The 16900-nt window shown below is 51.2% G+C and carries 15 protein-coding genes and 1 tRNA gene; 4 read left to right on the top strand and 12 right to left on the bottom strand.

Features of this window, described 5'->3' with window-relative positions:
- Positions 1-17: 17 nt before the first annotated feature.
- Positions 18-773 carry a SapC family protein gene (locus tag C4F51_RS08905; protein WP_193909097.1) on the bottom strand — a complete coding sequence of 252 codons (756 nt, stop codon included), beginning with the start codon at positions 771-773 and terminating at the stop codon, positions 18-20.
- A gap of 692 nt (positions 774-1465) precedes the next feature.
- Between C4F51_RS08905 and C4F51_RS08900 the strand changes: the two genes are divergently transcribed.
- Both C4F51_RS08900 and C4F51_RS08895 read left to right on the top strand, forming a co-directional pair.
- Positions 1466-2038, top strand: a complete 573-nt coding sequence (locus C4F51_RS08900; RefSeq protein WP_193909095.1) for a hypothetical protein — start codon at positions 1466-1468, stop codon at positions 2036-2038.
- 5 nt (positions 2039-2043) lie between these two features.
- A complete protein-coding gene (locus tag C4F51_RS08895) occupies positions 2044-2757 on the top strand; it encodes a hypothetical protein (RefSeq protein WP_193909093.1) in 714 nt (237 codons plus the stop codon).
- 551 nt (positions 2758-3308) lie between these two features.
- Here C4F51_RS08895 and C4F51_RS08890 read toward each other — a convergent pair.
- The 11 genes from C4F51_RS08890 to C4F51_RS08840 form a co-directional block, all read right to left on the bottom strand.
- Positions 3309-3385: transfer RNA gene (locus C4F51_RS08890), tRNA-Pro, on the bottom strand.
- 104 nt (positions 3386-3489) lie between these two features.
- Positions 3490-3849, bottom strand: coding sequence for a MerR family transcriptional regulator (locus C4F51_RS08885; RefSeq protein WP_193909092.1), 360 nt, complete (start codon positions 3847-3849; stop codon positions 3490-3492).
- A complete protein-coding gene (gene ihfA, locus C4F51_RS08880) occupies positions 3830-4138 on the bottom strand; it encodes an integration host factor subunit alpha (RefSeq protein WP_193909090.1) in 309 nt (102 codons plus the stop codon). The genes C4F51_RS08885 and ihfA overlap by 20 nt, the downstream gene beginning before the upstream one ends.
- A 12-nt stretch (positions 4139-4150) precedes the next feature.
- A complete protein-coding gene (gene pheT, locus C4F51_RS08875; protein WP_193909088.1) occupies positions 4151-6526 on the bottom strand; it encodes a phenylalanine--tRNA ligase subunit beta in 2376 nt (791 codons plus the stop codon).
- A 156-nt stretch (positions 6527-6682) separates the two neighbouring features.
- On the bottom strand, positions 6683-7696 hold the full coding sequence (pheS, locus tag C4F51_RS08870) for a phenylalanine--tRNA ligase subunit alpha (protein WP_193909086.1): 1014 nt from the start codon (positions 7694-7696) through the stop codon (positions 6683-6685).
- Between the two features lie 221 nt (positions 7697-7917).
- The gene (gene rplT, locus C4F51_RS08865) at positions 7918-8277 is read right to left on the bottom strand and encodes a 50S ribosomal protein L20 (RefSeq protein WP_193909084.1); all 360 of its coding nucleotides are present in this window, start codon (positions 8275-8277) and stop codon (positions 7918-7920) included.
- A gap of 47 nt (positions 8278-8324) precedes the next feature.
- On the bottom strand, positions 8325-8522 hold the full coding sequence (gene rpmI, locus C4F51_RS08860) for a 50S ribosomal protein L35 (protein WP_193909082.1): 198 nt from the start codon (positions 8520-8522) through the stop codon (positions 8325-8327).
- A 110-nt stretch (positions 8523-8632) separates the two neighbouring features.
- The gene (gene infC / locus C4F51_RS08855) at positions 8633-9130 is read right to left on the bottom strand and encodes a translation initiation factor IF-3 (RefSeq protein ID WP_456236952.1); all 498 of its coding nucleotides are present in this window, start codon (positions 9128-9130) and stop codon (positions 8633-8635) included.
- Between the two features lie 90 nt (positions 9131-9220).
- Positions 9221-11137, bottom strand: coding sequence for a threonine--tRNA ligase (gene thrS / locus C4F51_RS08850; protein WP_193909080.1), 1917 nt, complete (start codon positions 11135-11137; stop codon positions 9221-9223).
- Positions 11138-11336: 199 nt separating this feature from the next.
- The gene (locus C4F51_RS08845) at positions 11337-13361 is read right to left on the bottom strand and encodes a TonB-dependent receptor family protein (RefSeq protein ID WP_193909077.1); all 2025 of its coding nucleotides are present in this window, start codon (positions 13359-13361) and stop codon (positions 11337-11339) included.
- A gap of 120 nt (positions 13362-13481) precedes the next feature.
- Positions 13482-14363 (bottom strand): DNA ligase, encoded by an 882-nt coding sequence (locus C4F51_RS08840; RefSeq protein WP_193909075.1) that lies wholly within the window; start codon positions 14361-14363, stop codon positions 13482-13484.
- A gap of 320 nt (positions 14364-14683) precedes the next feature.
- Here C4F51_RS08840 and C4F51_RS08835 point away from each other — a divergent pair, with 320 nt between their 5' ends.
- Both C4F51_RS08835 and argF read left to right on the top strand, forming a co-directional pair.
- Entirely contained in the window at positions 14684-15847 is a 1164-nt protein-coding gene (locus C4F51_RS08835) for an aspartate aminotransferase family protein (RefSeq protein ID WP_202987658.1), read from the top strand.
- Positions 15848-15936: 89 nt separating this feature from the next.
- On the top strand, positions 15937-16854 hold the full coding sequence (argF, locus tag C4F51_RS08830) for an ornithine carbamoyltransferase (protein ID WP_193909073.1): 918 nt from the start codon (positions 15937-15939) through the stop codon (positions 16852-16854).
- Positions 16855-16900: the final 46 nt, after the last annotated feature.

Below are 16900 nucleotides of genomic sequence, written 5' to 3'. Positions count from 1 at the left end.
TATTGCCGTAAAATTAATTACGCGCCTTTTTTATCCTGAGCCAAACGCTCGGACATTTTTGTAATCAGTGAATTCAAATTATTCAGTGATTGCAAGTGTGCATAAATTAATTCAAGACCATCTTTCTTGAATAATTCCAATGCAGCTTCATCAGAAATTGCTTTCAGTTTTTCACGCTTCACCACGAAGAAACCGGTCAGATTCAGATTGGATTCTTCATGATCTTTGAAAGTGATGTTGGCTTGCATTGGCTCAAGCAGATCCAGCTCATGCAAACGGGCGCAGAAAGATTTGGTCATCTCGGCGCGGAACTGATAGTCCTTCAGGAATTCAATAACGTCTTTCAGGTGCTGGGTTTGTTCGCCACCTTCTTCAAACAGGCGCTTGCCGCTTGAACCGTCTTTGTGAACCGCTTCGCTGTCTTCATCAACACACACTGCCAGCGTTTCTGCACCCGGGTCACCGGCCAGCACGAACGGATAGCGACGAATAAATGCAGGAACATAACGAAATTCGGAACGGCCATTGCCGTCAACAAACAAATTCTGGCCAGCTTTCAAACCCAGCACAGCCAGCGGCAGGTATTCACCGGGCGTTGAGGTAGCGGAAAAAATAACCGGATATTCAGAAGCGGCAAATGGAATTTCTGTCGCCAGCAAAGGCACAGAATTCTGCTCTTTTACAAAGTTGAAATTTTGTACATTAACAGACCAACCCAGGTGCTTGTCAGACAGTGGCTGGATGTTGTCGTAAATCATTAATTGTTTAGTCACAGTTAACCTCTTGTTATTGTTTAAGGCCGCAGCCTGAACAGATAAGAAAGGGCAATAGTAGCACTTTCATTAACTCACGCCACAGAAAATACGTAAAAACGACTACTGTTTATTATTGATCAAAATGGCTGTTTTTTAGACAGCCTCATCGAGAGCTTATCTACAGATAACCATATTGTGGCGCCTGACGAACACAAAATACCTCTTCGGGGAAAGCTCGCCCCGGATAAAAAAGCGGCAGGAGAGCAATATTACCTAGCTCTGATAGGTTGAGCGCGACACTTGAATTCTGGGAAGTCCATTTGTAGATACCCCCTGGCCAGCATCAACAATCTTGCCCAAACCAAATTATCAACAAATATTGCACCAACTATTAAAAAATAGATAATGATCAAAAAATACTATACGAGATTTCGGAATTGCTAAACTCCACTGGAAGTTGTAATTTTTATGTTTGCTATTAGAGATGCCAATCAATGGATAATTGCAAACTCTGCGCCAAAGAGGTTTTGACTTTAGTCAGAAGTCACTTAATTCCCCGGTCTGCTTATAAGCATCTTGGCGAGCCGAATGAAACGCCTATAGTTTTTGACTCAAATACAAAAGACGCATTTTATTCTTCTAAACAGTTTGTTTGTAATCTTTTATGCAATGAATGCGAGGATTTATTTAGTAAAAAAGGTGAGTCACAGATGGGCCGATTATGGAAAACAGAATCCGGCTTCCCCCTCCTGGATATGCTCAGAGACATACCAACACTAATACCCGATGCATATAATGGGGACAATCTACCCGAATCTGTCCGCAGTACATTAATCTATTTTGGAATCAGTATTCTATGGCGAGCAAATGTATGGCCTAAGGATGAAATTGGTAACTATAGATCATCACTGGGTGTGTACCAGAAAAACTTTGAGGATTTCCTACTTGGGGTCGACAACCTAAAGAATGTAAAGGTGATAATAGAAATCAACCCTTCAGGCCAGAACAGGGTGCATAAATTAATTTCGTTACCACGCGTGAGGAAAATAAAAAACAGCAGACAACACGATTTTTTTATTCTTGGACTACACTTTTATTTCATTATTGGCGGAACGAATGAAATCTATAATAACTGCTTCAAACACTCCAACTCAAAATTAATGCTGTTCTTTACTGACTCTAAAAATAAGCTGCTCGCCATAGCAGATATAATCCAAAATAGAGTTATTCCAAGAGGTAATTTAAGAAAAGATTACCCACACATCTCTAGTCAAAAAAAATAGTTAATATGCTTTCAAAAAGCTCCAGTTTGAGGCGAATCCCATCAGCGTGCAATCCCAAACAAGCTATTTTCCTTGATGGCCTTCGGCATTCTGCAGAAATCATTACATTAGCTTATACGAGGCTCCGTAGTTGCATTACAGATCTAGCGTTATATCCGCCTAGTTCTGATGAGCTGCAAAATGCTACACCTTATGTATTTCTGGATGCTTGGGCATTTGTAGATGCTGTAGATAAATTCCGACTGTTATACCAAAACTTTCCTGACATGGTAAAAAACCCGTTAAGCAAAGAGCCCAGACTGGAAGACGTAACAAAAAACTTCAAGAAAATACGAGATATTGCTGATCATTGCAATGGAACAGCAGATCGGATTCTTGCAAATGGCACCTCAGGGCTCGGCTACTTAACATGGATTACAATTGAAGAGTTCCAACCTGTCAAAGCATTTTATTGCACAATTAGGCCGGGCACCTTACAAACCGAGCCATCCCTTGAATGGCCAAGAATAGAAGCCACCCCAAATGATCGAACATTTTTTATCTGCTTAACAGTAGGCGGAGTTCAAGCAAATTTAACTGACATTATGCCCCATATTGAAAAACGCATAAAAAAGTTAGAAGAAAATGTGGATTCATTTATAAACGATAATGACCTTGTAGATACACAAACAATCAATGATGTATTGATCCGCCAACCATATACACGTGAAACCAAATGATTGTTATCCCTCACTGAGGGTTAACAGGCCCCCCTTTTAAAAATTTTTGGTGATAACCGCAATTGAACAAATTTACCATTACACCAACCAATCCCGGCAGCGATTTGGCCGGCAAGTCCTGAAATAGCCTACCGAAATACACATAGCAGCCATACCAGATGACAGCCAGCCCTCTATTCGCACACACCAAACGATCGCCCTAAGAAAGCATATATCCACCGCTTCCAGTGGCCAGTTACCGTCATCAACAGCAATATCGTGGATGGCGATTCTGGCCAGCCTGCTGACATACTAAAATTAATTAACTATCAAGGGAGAAAATGAAAGTGTCTACACAAAAGCTCACGAACGCCCGGCCCCATTCAAAATGAATGCAGGCTTATCACTCGCACAAGTTGATTTGAAAAAATTAATTGAGAGGAAGATCTTTCGAGATTTTTGCTGCAATTAAAAACGCCGCAAAAATTAAAAACGGAAACGATTGGGAGAAAGCGCAGAGGAATTTCAGGCAATAAAAAAGGGCTTTGGATAAAGCCCTTTTTTAAAAATTATGGTCGGAACGGCGGGATTCGAACCCACGACCCCCACACCCCCAGTATGGTGCGCTACCTGGCTGCGCTACGCTCCGAACAATTTACTTACTGCTTTGCGAAAACTGCTGCCTTCGCGAGGGATCGGCATAATACAATAAATAGCGTTTATTGCAAGTTAAACACCAAATAATATTTTTACTTATTTGCTGTCGAGCAACTCCAGCAGTTGCTCCAGCTCACCAATCATCTGGTGCAGCATTTGATCCAGCTTGCCGCCATCATCCACGGTATTTTCATTGCTCATTTGCAAACGAGCCCCACCAATGGTGAAACCCTGATCGTAAAGCAAGGAACGGATTTGACGGATGGTCATTACATCCTGACGCTGATAATAACGGCGATTACCGCGGCGTTTGACGGGTTTTAACTGCGGAAATTCCTGCTCCCAGTAGCGCAACACGTGCGGCTTTACCGCACACAGTTCGCTCACCTCACCAATTGTGAAATAGCGCTTTCCCGGAATAACCGGCAATTCGTCATTATGGCTTGGTTCCAGCATAGGCTTCTACTCGGGCTTTCAATTTCTGGCCGGGACGAAATGTCACCACGCGCCGGGCGCTGATAGGAATTTCTTCGCCGGTCTTCGGGTTACGTCCAGGACGCTGGCTTTTATCGCGCAGGTCAAAATTACCGAATCCGGATAATTTGACCTGCTCGTTGGTTTCAAGTGCACCGCGAATCTCTTCAAAGAAAAGTTCCACCAACTCCTTGGCTTCGCGCTTATTAAGGCCGAGATCTTCATAGAGCTTCTCGGCCAGATCTGCTTTAGTCAGAGCACCATCCGACATAATTGTTCATCTCTACCTGAGGGTGATGGCAAAATTTTCCTCCAGATGCCGGGTAACCGCTTCAATGGAGGCGTTAATCTCGTCTTCAGCAAGAGTGCGTGATGAATGTTGAAAGGTCAAGCCCAGCGCGATACTTTTTCTATGTGTATCAATACCTTTGCCGGTATAAACGTCAAAAACCTTTAAGTCGACCAGAGACTCACCCGCCTGACTTTTCACCGCTTCGAGCAGGGTCTCAACCGGCAAGGCGCGATCGGTGAGCAATGCCAGATCCCTTCTCACTTCAGGGAAACGTGACAAGGAGTCAAACGCAGGAATTCGCGCTTCGAGCAACGCCGACAACTGCACTTCGAAAAGGAACACCGCTTTCGGGATATCCAGTTGCTGCTGAATGGCCGGGTGCAATGCACCAATCACGCCCTTCGCTTCACCATCGTGATACAACACACCGGTTTGACCGGGATGCAGTGCCGGATGGGAACCTGCACGAATGGCGAAAGCATTGGTTCGCCCGGTCAGTGCCAGTAAAGATTCAATGTCGCCTTTCAAATCAAAGAAATCTACCGCCTCGGCCACATTGCTCCAGCCTTCTGGCAGGCGATCACCGTAGATCACACCGGCCAATACGGCCTCTTGTTCAACTCCGCTATCAGATGGAATAAAGCGTAGCCCACTTTCAAACAAACGCACACGGTTTTGCTGACGATTCAAATTGTTACGCAATACGGTAACCAGCCCCGGCAACAAGCTGGTGCGCATCGCTGCCATATCGGCACTGATAGGATTACGCAGCAGCACCGGCTCCAGCGCCGGCTGAAACAGCCTTGCCAGCTCAGGTTCGATGAAACTGTAGGTAATGGCTTCCTGATAACCGCGAGCCACCAGCTGACTGCGCAGCGCCGGTAAACCCAGCTGAATTTCCGGATGCTCGCCAATAGACATGGGCGCGGCCAGGCTTCTGGTGGGCAGACGGTTATAGCCGTATACACGTGCCAGCTCTTCCAGCAGATCAGCTTCAATGGAAATATCAAAACGGTAGGACGGTACTTCAAACGACCAGCCTTCACTGGTGGTATTGAGCAGCTTCAAGCCCAGGCGCGACAGAATATCCACCACCTCGGCATCATCCATCTCCAGACTCAAGCCGGAAACAATACGCGCCTTACGCAGTACCACTTCGCGGCTTTCTGGCAAAAATTCGTTGGTAACTTCAACCAGCGGGCCGGCTTCACCACCGACAACCTCCAGCAGCAAGGCGGTAGCCCGCTCAATAGCATCCGCCTGCAGCTGGTAATCGACACCACGCTCAAAACGATGTGAGGAGTCAGTATGCAAGCCATAAGAGCGCGCACGACCGGCAACCGCCAAGGGGTTAAAGAAAGCACTTTCGAGGAAGATGGCACGGGTGCTCTCACCTACTGCGCTGTCTTTACCACCCATAACACCGGCGATGGCCAGCGGGCCGGAGGCGTCAGCAATAACCAGCGTATCCGGGTTCAGTTTGACTTCCTGACCGTCGAGCAGCACCAGGCTTTCACCGGCAGCAGCCAGACGAACCTGAATGCCCTGCGTCAAGGCATCCAGATCAAACGCATGCATCGGCTGACCCAGTTCCAGCAATACGTAATTGGTAACATCTACCACGGCATCGATAGAGCGCAAACCGGCGCGCTCAAGCTTTTGCTTCAGCCATGCCGGCGTTGGGCGGGAAATATCAATATTGCGGATAACACGGCCCACATAACGGCTACAGGCAGCCTCGGCGGCAAGCGTTACCGGAAAGGTATCGCTGATGGTAGCGGCAACAGGCGCAATTGCCGGCTCGGTAACCGCCTGACGATTAAGCACACCGGTTTCACGCGCCAGACCTTTAACGCTGAGGCAGTCGCTGCGGTTAGGCGTGAGATCCACTTCGAGCAAGTGATCATTCAGCTGAAGGTATTCACGAATATCGGTGCCCACCGGCGCATCGGCGGCAAGCTCCCACAAACCGCTGTCATCATCACCGGCTTCCAGCTCGGTTTGGCCACACAGCATGCCAAACGACTCAACACCGCGCAGCTTGGCTTTCTTGATATTGAAATCGCCCGGCAATTTGGCGCCAAGCGTTGCAAAAGGAATTTTGATACCGATACGGGCATTGGCCGCACCGCATACCACCTGCACCGGGCCTTCCGGCAAACCGGCTACCTGACACACACGCAGCTTATCGGCATCCGGATGCTGCTCAATCCCAACAATCTCACCGACAATAACGCCACTGAAATCACCGGCAACTTTTTCTACCGCATCAATCTCCAAACCGGCCATGGTCAGCTGGGCCACCAGCTCGTCGGTAGAAAGTGCAGGACTAACCCATTCACGCAACCAGGATTCACTGATCTTCATAATCTATTCATTCCACAGGTCGGGCAGTGTTACCCGACATTGACTGTTAAATTCAGCAGGTGTATCCGTCACCCGGGCGGGTGCCTTGCACCTCGCGAGCATCAACAACGTCCTGATGCCCGACGCTCCCGAATGCTTCTTTGCCAGGCGCCGCCGTTAAAATTGCTTCAGGAAGCGCAGATCATTTTCAAAGAAAAGGCGCAGGTCGTTTACGCCGTAACGCAACATCGCCAGACGCTCTACCCCCATGCCAAAGGCGAAACCGGTATACACCTCGGGATCGACGCCACTGGCCTTGAATACGTTGGGATGCACCATGCCGCAACCGCCGACTTCCAGCCAGCCGGTGTTTTTGCACATACGGCAACCTTTACCGCGACATTGGGTGCACTGGATATCCATTTCCGCCGAAGGCTCGGTGAACGGGAAATAAGAGGGGCGGAAGCGCACCGCTACGTCAGTCTCGAAGAATGCCTTCAAAAACTGGTCTACGGTGCCTTTCAAATCGGCGAAGCTGATGTTCTTATCGACCACCAGACCTTCTACCTGATGGAACATCGGTGAGTGGGTGGCGTCGAAATCGCAGCGATAAACACGCCCCGGACAAATAATACGGATCGGCGGTTCGCGATTTTCCATAGTGCGCACTTGCACCGGCGACGTATGCGTACGCAGTACGTGCGTATCGTCCACGTAAAAGGTGTCGTGCATGGCACGCGCCGGGTGGTGCGATGGAATATTCAGCGCTTCAAAGTTGTGATAATCGTCTTCAATTTCAGGGCCGGTTTCAACGGTGTAACCGACGGCTTTGAAGATAGCCTCTATGCGCTGCAAGGTGCGGGTTACCGGGTGCAAACCACCGGTATGCTGACCACGCCCCGGCAAGCTGACATCAATCACTTCGCCAGCGAGCTTGGCATTGATGGCATCGGTTTCCAGCGCCTGCTTGCGAGTCTGGATAGCGTCCTGAACGGTGTCACGCGCTTTATTGATTTCAGCACCGGCAGCCGGACGCTCTTCTGCGGAAAGTTGTCCCAGATTTTTCATCTGCGAGGTAATGCTGCCTTTCTTGCCCAGGTATTCGACACGCACGTTATCCAGAGCGGCCAGATCCTGCGCCTCGGCAACCAATTTGAGCGCTTCTTCAGTGAGCGCAACCAGATTATTCATCGGCTAATCCAAAATATTTTATCGGTAAGACACCAGGTTGCGGCCAGCGGCTGCTCAATAATCCCGGCAGACAAGATCCTGCTGACAAACAGCACCTGCGTACAATTTGCCATATTGCAAATAGAAAAAAGGGAAGGAACTGAAACAGCCCCTTCCCTTTCATCGCGATCAAATCCTCCTGTCGGGGGAAATACCCGACAGATCGGACAGTCGTTGGACGATTAAGCAGCCAGAGCTGATTTAGCCTTCTCAACAACTGCAGCAAACGCTGCTTTATCGTATACAGCCAGATCAGCCAATACACGGCGATCCAACACGATGTTCGCTTTTTTCAAGCCGGCGATCAGCTGGCTGTAAGACAAGCCTTCTGAACGGGACTGCGCGTTAATACGGGTAATCCACAGAGCGCGGAAGTTACGCTTTTTAACACGACGGTCGCGGTACGCATACTGACCAGCTTTGATAACAGCTTGCTTGGCAACGCGGAATACACGTGAACGTGCACCGTAGTAACCTTTCGCAGCTTTTAAAACTTTCTTGTGACGACGACGCGCCTCTACACCACGTTTAACACGGGCCATAACCTTATCCTCTTAAAAAAATAAAAACCGCTATTCGATGACCCGAATTAGTTAGCGCGGAACATACGATCAATGCTGGCAACATCATTAGCATGAATAATGCTGGTGCCGCGCAAGTGACGCTTACGCTTGGTAGTCATTTTGGTGAGGATGTGGCTCTTGTTGGCGTGTTTGAACTTGTAGCCAGCGCCAGTCTTCTTGAAGCGCTTGGAGGCGCCACTGTGTACTTTAGCTTTAGTTGCCATGGGGAATAACTCCGCATTGATTGATTAAAACGAGACACCCCTTTCCGCTTGCCAAACTACAACAAGCGGCGGTGTCTTCTGTAAGTAGCCTGAGGCAGCTAAAAGCCCGGTTACTTTTTCTTTTTCGGGGCAATGACCATGGTTAACTGACGGCCTTCCATTTTAGCCGATTGCTCCACGACGCCGAGCTCTGCAAGATCTTTTTCGATACGTTGCATCATCTCCATCCCCAGCTCCTGGTGAGCCAGTTCGCGACCGCGGAACTTCAAGGTAACCTTGCCTTTGTCCCCATTTTCAAGGAAACGTATCAAGGCGCGTAGTTTGACCTGATAATCTCCATCTTCCGTCCCTGGGCGAAACTTCATTTCTTTAATTTGCTGCTGCTTTTGTTTCTTTTTGGCAGCAGTTTTAGTCTTCTTGATTTCAAACAGATGTTTGCCGTAATCCATAATTTTACAGACTACCGGGTCACTGTCAGCAACAATCTCTACCAGATCCAAAGTCGCGGCCTGGGCTCTTGCCAGAGCGTCGGAAAGGGGAACGATACCAACCTGTTCACCTTCTGCATCAATTAAACGAACTTCTTTTGCTTCGATTTGATCATTGATCCGAGGCTTCTTGGGGTTGCCCTTGCCTGCGCCAGCGTTATCTCGTTTGATAGTTGTATCTCCAATTCGTTAAATAAAAAAGCCAGGATGCTACTGGCGACCTTTTTTGGCGATATCGCCACGCAAAAGGTCGGCAAATGCATCGAGGCTCATGACACCCAAATCGCTTCCATCTCGTGTACGAACTGCAACAGATTGATTTTCAACCTCTTTGTCGCCAACCACGAGTAAATACGGGACTCGCTGAAGTGTGTGCTCGCGGATTTTAAAGCCGATCTTCTCGTTTCTCAAGTCCGAAATTGCCCGGAAGCCCTGATCACGCAAGGTTTTTTCAACTTTACGAACAAATTCCGCCTGATTATCGGTGATATTGAGCACCGCTACCTGCTCCGGCGCAAGCCACGCCGGAAAAGCACCTTCGTAATGCTCGATCAGTATACCGATAAAGCGTTCGAAGGAACCGAGGATAGCACGGTGCAGCATAACCGGCACCTGACGTGAGCCATCTTCTGCCACATATTGCGCATCAAGACGTCCCGGCATGGAAAAATCGACCTGAATTGTGCCGCACTGCCAGATACGGCCAATGCAGTCACGCAGCGAGAATTCGATCTTCGGACCGTAAAACGCACCTTCGCCAGGCAAGAGTTCATAGGCCAGACCTTTGGCGGCCAGCGCATCCATCAGGGATTTTTCAGCTTTATCCCATACTTCGTCGCTACCCACGCGCTGTTCAGGGCGAGTAGAGATGCGAATAATGATGTCGCTAAAGCCAAAGTCGGCGTAAACCTTGAACAGCAGATCGGTAAAAGTAGATACCTCGTGCTGAATTTGCGCTTCGGTACAGAAAATGTGGCCGTCGTCCTGTACAAAGCCGCGCACCCGCATCAAGCCCTGCAGCGTGCCGGAGGGCTCATTGCGGTGACAAGCGCCGAATTCAGCCAGACGCAGCGGCAATTCACGGTAGCTTTTCAGCCCCTGATTGAATACCTGTACGTGACACGGGCAGTTCATCGGTTTGATGGCAAAATCACGATCTTCAGAGGCAACGGTAAACATACCGGCACGGAATTTATCCCAGTGACCGGATTTTTCCCACAGCACACGATCAACAACCTGCGGAGTTTTTACTTCGCTGTAGCCATTGTTGCGCTGTAATTCGCGCATGTAGGCTTCCAGCGTTGAATAGATCGACCAGCCGCGCGGATGCCAGAACACCATACCCGGTGCTTCGTCCTGCAAGTGGAAGAAATTGAATTTTTTACCCAGCTTGCGGTGGTCACGCTTGACCGCCTCTTCCAGCATTTGCAAATGTGCAGCCAGCTGTTTTTTGTCCGGGAAAGCGGTGCCGTAGATGCGCTGCAACATTTTGTTGTCAGAGTCGCCGCGCCAGTAAGCACCGGAAACACGCATCAATTTGAAATTCAGGCAGAAACGCATGTTCGGCACGTGAGGGCCGCGACACATGTCAACGTATTCTTCGTGATGATACAAGCCGGGCGTTGCATCGCGCGGTACATCGCGCTCGAGAATTTCCAGCTTGTAGGGTTCGTTGCGCGCAGCAAAGGTATCGTGCGCTTCCTGCCAGGAAACGTTCTTCTTCACCACACTGTATTCGGTTTTGGCCAATTCCAGCATGCGCTGTTCAAGCGCAACAATGTCGTCATCGGTCAGCGTGTGCTCGAGATCAACATCGTAGTAGAAGCCGTTTTCGATGGTTGGGCCAATCGCCATTTTGACGTCAGGCCACATCTGCTTGATGGCATGCCCCAACAGGTGCGCACAGGAGTGACGAATAATTTCCAGGCCGTCTTCATCTTTAGCGGTAAAGATGACCAGCTCGGCGTCTTCGGTAATCAAATCGTGTGCATCCACACGCTGACCGTTTACGCGGCCAGCAATGGTCGCTTTGGCCAGGCCAGCACCGATATCGGCGGCAACTTCATAGACGGAGACGGGGCGGTCAAATTCGCGTTTGGAACCATCGGGGAGAGTAATAACAGGCATGCTATATCCTTCTCAGTGGTGACCCCTACCAAAGGCCACTTGATGAAATTTGCGAAACACAGGGGTTTCAGATGAGCGCCCTGACGGCAGTGAGCCGTAGCGCGGAGGCCGGAGTATATAAAAAAGAAGAAGTTAACTGCCAGTATTATTTCCGCACACTCCCTGTGCGAAGCCATCTATTGTGGCGATTTGAAGTGATTTACCAGCGATAACCCAGATTGACGCCAGCGCTGACCGAACGGCCAGCAGCCGATTCAAAGGCGCGCCGGTTGCTCTGATTAACAATGACCGAGCCAACGTAGACTTCATCACTGAGATTGGCCAGATTCACCCAACTGCGGAATTGCCAGGGGCCACGGGCGTGATCCCAGGCGAGCGCCACATCGGCGGTGGTGGCCGTAGGGGCAAAATCACTGTTGGCGTCATCGACCGCTACCCGCGAACGGTGCCGCAGCATGACATTGACCGATACCCCGGAATCAAGCCATGGCCGAACAATCAGGCTGGCGCTGTGGTTTTGTCTGGCCACCCCGGGCAGTTGCTTGCCCCGCCACTCACCCGCATCAAATTGTGCATCAAGCCAATTCATCGTCAGGGAAACACCCCAATAGGCCGAGGGCGTCCATTGACCGGCAAATTCCACGCCGTCGCGACGGGTTGCTGCCGCATTGCGATACAGGGTTCTGCCATCAACCGAGCGGTCTACGACTATGTCATCGGTCGTTTCGATATTGAAAATGGCTGCCGAGAGATGCAGGCCGTCGCGCTCATAGCGAAGACCGCCTTCCTGCTGGCGAATATCCGAGGCTTTCAAATCGGTATTCAAGCCGGTCGCATCTGCCCGGTAGGCCGCTTCGGTGAGCGTGGGTGTTTCAAAACCGGCGCCATAACTGAGATAGCTTTGCCAGTTCGGGTGCCATTGCCACTGTGCCGCCAGCGCCGATGACCATTCGCGAAATGCCATTGCACCGCTGTCATCCGGGTTACCCGGCACAATGAAATAATCATCCACTTTGAAATCGATATCGCTGTAGCGGAAACCACCCGTCAACATCACCGTGTCCAGCACTTGCCACTGCAATAAGCCGTAGCCATCCGCACTGTCCACTTGCCCGCTTTCATTGCGGCGCAAATCGCCCTGCTGACCTTGCGCATTCACATAGCCACGGCGGCGGTCGTCCATTTGCGACCATTCAGCACCGAACGTGGTGGTTAGTGTGGTTGAACCCAGCGTGTCATCCCGCGAGAAACGCCCCGATGCGCCCAGCACTTCACGCTGCAAATCTACGATGCCGCCCGCCGAGGTAATGGCATCGCCAGCAAAGCCGAGCAGCTGGGTCATCTCGCGGTCGCTGTGCCATACCGAAGCCTGCCAGCGCCGGGCACCAGTGGCCTGCCGAACGGTAAGGGATGTTTGCTGGTGCTCAATGGTTTTATGGGTATCAAAACGCTCGGCCATGGCGTTGATTTGATAAGGGTCGCGATCCCACTCCTCTGGCGTAAGCCCGAGCGGATCATCGAGGCGCGGGTCGCGGCTGGCGTCAAAGCGAAAAATAGTTTCTACCTGATTATCCGCACGGTAGTGCACGGCGGTGTGAAGATGTTGCCGCTCGGCTGCCGAATGGGCACGCATGCCGTCGAGCTCCATGGCGGAGGCGCTGACTTTTACACCCAGCTTTTGCTGCCGCCACTGGGCATCGACCTGCTGTTTGGCGAGGCCATCAGAGCCGGTTACCAGCCCCAGGCCCAGCGAATTTTCCTGCGGCGCTTCCGTTTGCAACAAGATCACGCCACCGGAGGCATTGCCGTAAAGCGCCGCCAATGGGCCGCGCAGTACTTGCACATTCGATACTGCATCCAGCATCACCGAAGAGAGTTGCCCCTGCCCGTCCGGCGTCGATACCGGCACACCGTCAACGCGCAGATCAATGCCGCGCACCCCAAACGCCGAGCGGGCGCCAAAACCGCGCAAGGTGATGCGGGTGTCCTGGGCGTAATTGGAACGGCTGTCCGCCTGCACGCCGGGCAAATGCTCCAGCAGCGACGCGCTGTCTTTCAGGGAGGATGGCGGAATCCAGTCGCGGTCAAGCAGGTATTCACCCGGTACATTTTTAAGAACCGGAGGCTCGCCGACGACCAGCAAGGTTTCCAGAGACTCCGCTGCATTTGCTACTGTGCCACCGGTTCCGGCGAGGACAATCCCGGTAAGGGCATATCGCAACATAAAACTCCCGTTTTGCAAAAAAATGAATGGTGCCGGGAGCTTAGCAATAAGGTGACGAAGGCAGGCAGGTTTTTTGTATTTTTCAGAAAGCGGTCAGAAAAAAAACCGGCGAGCGCTGGCCTATGGCGCCGACATTAACGCTTCCGGCAAATCCGACTCCGGCCGCTCGCGCCAGAAACTGGCAAACCGCGGCAAGCCTTTGCTGGTCAACCCCTGATAAGTAAAGGTTACCCAGCTGCCGGGCGCTGGCGGCGAAGCCCGCACCGCATCGGTAAAACCGGTACCCAGCCGGAAGCGTCGCCCATCCGGCATCTCCACCAGTAAAGCGCCCATCTGCCCGGTGTATTTTCCTTTGCCGGGAATATGCCCGATCACTTTGGCCTCGGCATCGTCGCGCTTTTTCACTTTTAACAAATCACCCGACCGACCACCCCGATACAGCGAGTCGGCTTTACGCAACATCAACCCTTCACCGCCAGCCGCGACGATGGCATCCAGTTGTCGCATAAGTGCTTTGTGAGTGGTAGCTGGCAGGTGCTCGACAACAGTGAGAAACGGGGAACCGCTCTGTTCTACCAAAGCCTTTAATTGTTGCAAACGGCTGTCGAAAATATCGCTACTGTCCGGCAAATCAAACACCATAAACCGCACCCGCCGCCAGCCTTCATGGGGCTGACTACGGCGAACAATACCCGACAATTCATCAAAAGCTTCGCGCCCCAGCCACAACTCACCGTCCAGCGGCTGATCGGGAAAGTCCTCGACAAACCAGGCGGGCACGGCAAAACGGTTGCCTTGACGCGACACTAATGCCTGGCCATTCCAGTAAGCGCGCACACCATCAAACTTCTCGCTGACCCGGTAATCGCTCAGCACAATGTGTGAATGGTATTGATTGGCCAGCAGCAAATCCGGCGTATTGGCCAAACCCGAACAGCAAAACAGCAGCGCGCAAACCAACAGAGACAGGTGTTTCACGAGGGGAAATGGTGCAGATATCATCGTTCTTCCTTGATGAAGTGGAGCGGCATCCTGCCGGGGAAATTCTCTCCGGCAGCCGCCGGGTGTAGCTGAGTTTAGCCTCACGTCACACAAATGTCACAATATCGGCGACCTTAAACTACCGCCATAGCCAGCAACTGCGCGCTTTTTGGCGCCATTTGCCAAGCCGCGCATTTACTTATACTATTGACATCTCAGCTTTCAACAACAGCAGTTTTTACAGCATGCTGTTAATCGAACTCTCTGGTTTATCCCCGCCTCCCAAGAGTTGACGGTCTGTTTTCACACAGGCTTTGGCGGTTTTGTTTTTGGAGATTGTCATGACCACATTGATGAACACGTACGGCAGCAGATCGCTCACTTTGGTGAGAGGCGAAGGCAGCCGTGTGTGGGATCAAAACGGCAACAGCTATCTGGATGCCATTGCCGGTATCGCCGTCTGTGGTCTGGGTTACTCGCACCCGGCTATTACCGCCGCGATCAGCGAACAGGCAGCGACCTTGCTGCACGTGTCCAACCTGTACAACATTCCCCAGCAACAACACCTCGCCGATTTGCTGATTGACCAGTCCGGTATGGACAGAGTGTTTTTCTCCAATTCCGGCGCCGAGGCCAACGAAGCCGCGATTAAAATTGCCCGTAAATACGGCAACGATAAAGGCGTAAAAAATCCCACCATCATTGTTATGTCAGGCAGCTTTCACGGCCGGACCCTGGCGACATTGAGTGCAACCGGCAACGCCAAGGTACAAATCGGCTTTGAGCCGCTGGTTGAAGGTTTTGTAAGAGTGCCCTATGACGACGTGGACGCGATAAAAGCAGCCGCCAGCGAACACGCCAATATTGTGGCGATTCTGGTCGAGCCGATTCAGGGCGAAGGCGGTATTCGTATTCCTGCGGCAGATTACCTCAATCAATTACGTGATCTGTGTGACCGGAATGAGTGGCTGCTGATGCTGGACGAGATCCAGACGGGCAACTGCCGTACCGGCGCTTACTTCGCCTATCAGAACAACAACATCAAACCGGATGTGGTCACTACGGCCAAGGGTCTGGGCAACGGTGTACCTATTGGTGCCTGTTTGGCGCGGGGCAAGGCTTCCGAAGTACTGCAGCCGGGCAACCACGGCACCACCTTTGGCGGTAATCCGCTGGCCTGTAGCGCCAGTATTGCCGTGATGGAAACCCTGATCGAAGGCAATTACGCCGCGCGCGTAAAAGCGCTGGGCGAGAAATTATTATCTGCTTTTAAAACCGCATTTGCCGGCAACAGCAAAGTGGTCGATGTACGTGGCTGCGGCTTGCTGCTGGGCATCGAACTGAACGCGCCTTGTGCTGACCTTGTTGAAAAAGGACGCAGTAAAGGCATTTTAATTAACGTAACTTCCGGCAATGTTGTTCGCTTGCTGCCGACCTTTATTTTAACCGATGAAGAAGTCGAGGAGCTGATCACGAAAGTGGTCGAACTGGTGACGGAGTTTTAAACAAGGTGCGGGAGGTCTTCATCCCGCACTGTAATGAAGGGTCTGTCCGTGCCCGATGGACGGCAGATCCTGTAGAAGAGTAGGCAATTATGGTACCCCCAAAGGCACCGAGACACTTTTTAACGCTTAACGACGTATCACGCGATGAACTGCATCAGATCATCCAGCGTGCGATCGAACTCAAGTCTTTGCAACGCAAAGGACAGTCTACCGAGCTACTGAAAAATAAAGTGCTCGGCATGATCTTTGAGAAATCCTCTACCCGTACGCGGATTTCCTTTGAGTCAGGTATGGCTCAAGCCGGTGGACACGCTATTTTTCTGTCCAACAAGGATTCCCAACTGGGCCGTGGCGAAACCATCGAAGATTCTGCGCGCTGCATTTCCCGCATGGTCGATATCGTCATGATTCGTACCTTCGCGCATTCCACCATCCAGCGCTTTGCCGATAATTCTATCGTGCCGGTCATCAACGGCCTCACCGATGACTATCATCCCTGCCAATTGCTGGCCGATATCCAGACATTTGTTGAGCAGCGCGGTTCGCTGGACGGCAAAGTGGTTGCGTGGGTGGGTGATGGCAACAATATGTGTCAAACCTATATTCAGGCCGCCGAATTGTGCAACTTTGAATTGCGCATCGCCTGCCCGAAAGGTTTTACACCACGGGCAGAGCATGTTGAAAATTATCGTCACCGTATAAAACTCAGTGCCAACCCCCGCGATGCGGTTGCCGGTGCTGACCTGGTGGTAACCGATACCTGGGCGTCAATGGGCCAGGAAGACCAGAAGAAAGAGCGTGAACAAGTATTTGGTGCGTATCAGGTTAACAGTGAACTGATGAGCCACGCCAACAAGGGCGCGCTGTTTATGCATTGCCTGCCAGCCTATCGCGGCAAGGAAGTCAGTGCAGAGCTGCTGGATAACCCGGAGGCTATTGTCTGGGAAGAAGCGGAAAACCGCTTGCACGCCCAGAAAGCCCTGGTTGAATTTTTGCTGACGCATTAAGTGCCACTTGTTCGTCAGACATCAGGACGCTTGCTCCAAAAACGCA

The sequence above is a fragment of the Cellvibrio polysaccharolyticus genome, assembly GCF_015182315.1.
Classification (GTDB): domain Bacteria; phylum Pseudomonadota; class Gammaproteobacteria; order Pseudomonadales; family Cellvibrionaceae; genus Cellvibrio; species Cellvibrio polysaccharolyticus.
This window is presented reverse-complemented; position numbering and strand designations above follow the sequence as displayed.

Coding starts and splice junctions, on each gene's coding strand:
- C4F51_RS08900 (WP_193909095.1), top strand. CDS start 1,466: ATGGGCCGATTATGGAAAACAGAATCCGGCTTCCCCCTCCTGGATATG.
- C4F51_RS08895 (WP_193909093.1), top strand. CDS start 2,044: ATGCTTTCAAAAAGCTCCAGTTTGAGGCGAATCCCATCAGCGTGCAAT.
- C4F51_RS08885 (WP_193909092.1), bottom strand. CDS start 3,849: ATGCTGGAACCAAGCCATAATGACGAATTGCCGGTTATTCCGGGAAAG.
- ihfA (WP_193909090.1), bottom strand. CDS start 4,138: ATGTCGGATGGTGCTCTGACTAAAGCAGATCTGGCCGAGAAGCTCTAT.
- pheT (WP_193909088.1), bottom strand. CDS start 6,526: ATGAAGATCAGTGAATCCTGGTTGCGTGAATGGGTTAGTCCTGCACTT.
- pheS (WP_193909086.1), bottom strand. CDS start 7,696: ATGAATAATCTGGTTGCGCTCACTGAAGAAGCGCTCAAATTGGTTGCC.
- rplT (WP_193909084.1), bottom strand. CDS start 8,277: ATGGCCCGTGTTAAACGTGGTGTAGAGGCGCGTCGTCGTCACAAGAAA.
- rpmI (WP_193909082.1), bottom strand. CDS start 8,522: ATGGCAACTAAAGCTAAAGTACACAGTGGCGCCTCCAAGCGCTTCAAG.
- thrS (WP_193909080.1), bottom strand. CDS start 11,137: ATGCCTGTTATTACTCTCCCCGATGGTTCCAAACGCGAATTTGACCGC.
- C4F51_RS08845 (WP_193909077.1), bottom strand. CDS start 13,361: ATGTTGCGATATGCCCTTACCGGGATTGTCCTCGCCGGAACCGGTGGC.
- C4F51_RS08840 (WP_193909075.1), bottom strand. CDS start 14,363: ATGATATCTGCACCATTTCCCCTCGTGAAACACCTGTCTCTGTTGGTT.
- C4F51_RS08835 (WP_202987658.1), top strand. CDS start 14,684: ATGACCACATTGATGAACACGTACGGCAGCAGATCGCTCACTTTGGTG.
- argF (WP_193909073.1), top strand. CDS start 15,937: ATGGTACCCCCAAAGGCACCGAGACACTTTTTAACGCTTAACGACGTA.